Source organism: Roseococcus thiosulfatophilus (assembly GCF_017311575.1).
Lineage (GTDB): Bacteria > Pseudomonadota > Alphaproteobacteria > Acetobacterales > Acetobacteraceae > Roseococcus > Roseococcus thiosulfatophilus.
Map to the genome: position 1 here is coordinate 1 of NZ_JAFFQY010000038.1, position 4,549 is coordinate 4,549.

Consider the following 4,549-nt stretch of genomic DNA (forward strand, 5'->3'; position numbering starts at 1 on the left):
TGGATGCGGGGACAGGATTTGAACCTGTGACCTTCAGGTTATGAGCCTGACGAGCTACCGGGCTGCTCCACCCCGCGTGGGTGTGGTGATGAGGATGGTTGGGTGGCCTGGCGCTGACCGACTCTCCCGCCGCTTAAGCGGCAGTACCATAGGCGCTGGAGTGTTTCACGGCCGAGTTCGGGATGGGATCGGGTGTATCAACTCCGCGATGGGCACCAGGCCACCGAACCATCCTGGCCGCCTTATGGGGCGGAGGGGGTTCAGGTGGCGGAAGGTTGGTTGGAGGAGAGTTGGAATTGTGGGGTTTGGTGCTGCGCACGGTGTTCTGATCATTGCTGATCTGAACCGCGCTGGCGGCGTCGTATTGAGCCTATCGGGCGATTAGGACCGCTTAGCTGAGCGCATTGCTGCACGTACACATGCGGCCTATTGACGTGATGGTCTATCACGGCCCTCAGGGAGACCTGGTTTTGAGGTCGGTTTCCCGCTTAGATGCTTTCAGCGGTTATCCGTTCCACACTTAGCTACCCAGCGGTGCCACTGGCGTGACAACTGGTGCACCAGAGGTATGTCCATCCCGGTCCTCTCGTACTAGGGACAGATCCTCTCAAGTCTCCAACACCCACAGCAGATAGGGACCGAACTGTCTCACGACGTTCTAAACCCAGCTCACGTACCGCTTTAATCGGCGAACAGCCGAACCCTTGGGACCTGCTCCAGCCCCGGGATGCGATGAGCCGACATCGAGGTGCCAAACCTCCCCGTCGATGTGGACTCTTGGGGGAGATCAGCCTGTTATCCCTAGAGTACCTTTTATCCGTTGAGCGATGGCCCGTCCACGAGGGACCACCGGATCACTAAGGCCGACTTTCGTCTCTGTTCGCGCTGTCACGCTCACAGTCAGGCGGGCTTATGCCTTTGCACTCAACAGCCGATGTCCGACCGGCTTGAGCCCACCATCGCGCGCCTCCGTTACACTTTAGGAGGCGACCGCCCCAGTCAAACTGCCCACCACGCAGGGTCCCGGCCCGGGATAACCAGGCTCGGTTAGACGCCAAAAAGAAACAGGGTGGTATTTCAAGGTTGGCTCCACACAAGCTAGCGCCCATGCTTCAAAGCCTCCCACCTATCCTACACAGTTCCTTTCTGGCGCCACTGCGAAGTTGCAGTAAAGGTTCATAGGGTCTTTCCGTCTAACTGCGGGTACCCCGCATCTTCACGGGGAATTCAATTTCGCTGAGCCCATGCCGGAGACAGTGGGGAGGTCGTTACGCCATTCGTGCAGGTCGGAACTTACCCGACAAGGAATTTCGCTACCTTAGGACCGTTATAGTTACGGCCGCCGTTTACCGGGGCTTCAGTTCGGAGCTTGCACTCCTCCCTTTAACCTTCCGGCACCGGGCAGGCGTCAGACCCTATACGTCATCTCTCGATTTCGCAGAGCCCTGTGTTTTTACTAAACAGTCGCCACCCCCTGCTCTGTGCCACCCACCAATGGTTGCCCACCAGCGGGTCTCGCTTATCCCGAAGTTACGCGAGCAATTTGCCTAGTTCCTTCGACATGGTTCTCTCAAGCGCCTCGGTATTCTCTACCAGTCCACCTGTGTCGGTTTCGGGTACGGTCCAATGCCAGAGCTGTTTCCCGGATCCATCCAACTGCACACTCAATCCAATAAGAATGCACAGAACTTCAGGACCGTCACTTCTGGCGGGCTCAGGAATATTCACCTGATTCCCATCAGCTACGGCTTTCGCCCTCGCCTTAGGGGCCGGCTCACCCTGCGCGGATTAACCTTGCGCAGGAACCCTTGGACTTTCGGCGACAGGGTTTCTCACCCTGTTTGTCGCTACTCATGTCCGCATTCGCACTTCCGATACCTCCAGCATGCCTCGCGACACACCTTCACAGGCCTACGGAACGCTCCGCTACCACGTGCTTACGCACATCCACAGCTTCGGTGCATGGCTTGAGCCCCGTTACATTTTCGCCGCAGGACAGCTATTAGACCAGTGAGCTATTACGCTTTCTTTAAAGGATGGCTGCTTCTAAGCCAACCTCCTGGTTGTTTTGGCCGTCCCACATGCTTTCCCACTTAGCCATGACTTGGGGACCTTAGCTGGTGGTCTGGGCTGTTTCCCTCTCGACTATGGACCTTAGCACCCACAGTCTGTCTGCCAGGCTGCACTCTTCGGCATTCGGAGTTCGGTAGGGTTTGGTAAGGCTTTGGGCCCCCCTAGCCCTTCCGGTGCTCTACCTCCGAAGGTGACCACCTAACGATCTACCTCAATAGATTTCGCGGAGAACCAGCTATTTCCGAGTTTGATTGGCCTTTCACCCCTAGCCACAGCTCATCCCCGACTTTTTCAACAGGCGTGGGTTCGGCCCTCCAGTGCGTGTTACCGCACCTTCAGCCTGGCCATGGCTAGATCACTCGGTTTCGGGTCTCATGCCGGCAACTATGCGCCCTATTCAGACTCGCTTTCGCTGCGCCTACACCTAACGGCTTAAGCTTGCTGCCAACACGAACTCGCGGACCCATTATACAAAAGGTACGCCGTCACCCCACAATGAGGGCTCCGACTGCTTGTAAGCGTCCGGTTTCAGGTCTCTTTCACTCCCCTCGTCGGGGTGCTTTTCACCTTTCCCTCACGGTACTTGTGCACTATCGGTCGCCAAGGAGTATTTAGGCTTGGAGGGTGGTCCCCCCATGTTCAGACAAGGTTTCACGTGCCCCGCCCTACTCGATCAACACATCAGACATCACGCCTACGGGGCTATCACCCACTATGGCCCACCTTTCCAGATGGTTCGGCTTATTCCAATGCATCAAATGGCCTAATCCGCGTTCGCTCGCCACTACTAACGGAATCTCTGTTGATGTCTTTTCCTCCAGGTACTGAGATGTTTCAGTTCCCCGGGTTCGCCTCCTGTCCCTATGTATTCAGAACAGGATACCCTTGCGGGTGGGTTTCCCCATTCGGACATCCGCGGATCAACGATCGCTCGCATCTCCCCGCGGCTTTTCGCAGCGTGCCACGTCCTTCATCGCCTCTTGGCGCCAAGGCATCCACCGAACGCTCTTATCGCGCTCAATACACCACCAACGCCCGTACGCAGGACCAAGCCCCACATCCAAGCATCAGCAGCTGAACCAAAATGCCCAGCAATTCTCACTCTCAATCCAACCAACCAATCCGATTCACCTGTCAAACAGCATGCCACCCAACCCAGATCCCCTTAAGGACCACAGGCCGGACAGCCATCTCGTTATGCAGCGTCGTGCTGCGTGGGTCACCGCCAGGCCTCAGCCCAACGGCAACCAACCTCGTATGGAGACGGTCGGGATTGAACCGACGACCCCCTGCTTGCAAAGCAGGTGCTCTCCCACTGAGCTACGCCCCCGAAAAACCATCCCAGGGCGCGCCGCAGGCCAAGCACCGCCTAAGCATCGCGGTCGCCATCCCATCCTCACTGCATACCCTGCACCAGGCAGGCGTATGGGCCAGGGAGGACTTGAACCTCCGACCCCACGCTTATCAAGCGTGTGCTCTAACCAACTGAGCTACTGGCCCTCACCACAGCAGGCCACCCTGAGGCAGCCCATGCCAGGACCAACCCAGCCAGCCAATCCAGTCTCCATTCCATGTCGGAATGCGCGGTCGGTGCCCAAGCAGGATCACTCCCGCCCCCGGCATCAACCCGCATCAGGTCGTCTTGGTGTCAGTTCTTGAGCCAGTCGGCCAAACCCCATCCCCGCATCCGCGGACACAAGATCAAGCCAGGCAGGCATTCTTGTCGTCGGACGCCAACAAACCCGCATGAGACAGGCTCGTCAGCATTCCTTGAAAGGAGGTGATCCAGCCGCAGGTTCCCCTACGGCTACCTTGTTACGACTTCACCCCAGTCGCTGACCCTACCGTGGTCGACTAGCTCCTTGCGGTTGCCACATCGGCTTAAGGTAGAACCAACTCCCATGGTGTGACGGGCGGTGTGTACAAGGCCCGGGAACGTATTCACCGCGGCATGCTGATCCGCGATTACTAGCGATTCCACCTTCATGCACCCGAGTTGCAGAGTGCAATCTGAACTGAGACGGCTTTTTGGGATCCGCTCGGCCTCGCGACCTGGCTTCCCATTGTCACCGCCATTGTAGCACGTGTGTAGCCCAGCTCATAAGGGCCATGAGGACTTGACGTCATCCCCACCTTCCTCCGGCTTGTCACCGGCAGTTCCTCTAGAGTGCCCACCCAAACATGCTGGCAACTAGAGGCGAGGGTTGCGCTCGTTGCGGGACTTAACCCAACATCTCACGACACGAGCTGACGACAGCCATGCAGCACCTGTCTTGCCGTTCCCTTGCGGGCACCAACGCATCTCTGCGAAGTCCGACAGATGTCAAGAGCTGGTAAGGTTCTGCGCGTTGCGTCGAATTAAACCACATGCTCCACCGCTTGTGCGGGCCCCCGTCAATTCCTTTGAGTTTCAACCTTGCGGCCGTACTCCCCAGGCGGTGCGCTTATCGCGTTAGCTACGACACTGAGTGACTAA

General features: G+C 57.7%; 3 tRNA genes and 3 rRNA genes. All 6 read right to left on the bottom strand.

Annotation, left to right across the window (positions count from 1 at the left end):
* A tRNA-Met gene (locus tag JTN19_RS13220) sits at positions 1–77 on the bottom strand.
* Between the two features lie 28 nt (positions 78–105).
* A 5S ribosomal RNA gene (gene rrf, locus JTN19_RS13225) occupies positions 106–220 on the bottom strand.
* A gap of 140 nt (positions 221–360) precedes the next feature.
* Positions 361–3,096 (bottom strand): 23S ribosomal RNA (locus tag JTN19_RS13230).
* A gap of 235 nt (positions 3,097–3,331) precedes the next feature.
* A tRNA-Ala gene (locus JTN19_RS13235) sits at positions 3,332–3,403 on the bottom strand.
* A gap of 96 nt (positions 3,404–3,499) precedes the next feature.
* A tRNA-Ile gene (locus tag JTN19_RS13240) sits at positions 3,500–3,573 on the bottom strand.
* A 273-nt stretch (positions 3,574–3,846) separates the two neighbouring features.
* Positions 3,847–4,549 (bottom strand): 16S ribosomal RNA (locus JTN19_RS13245); the annotation flags it as partial.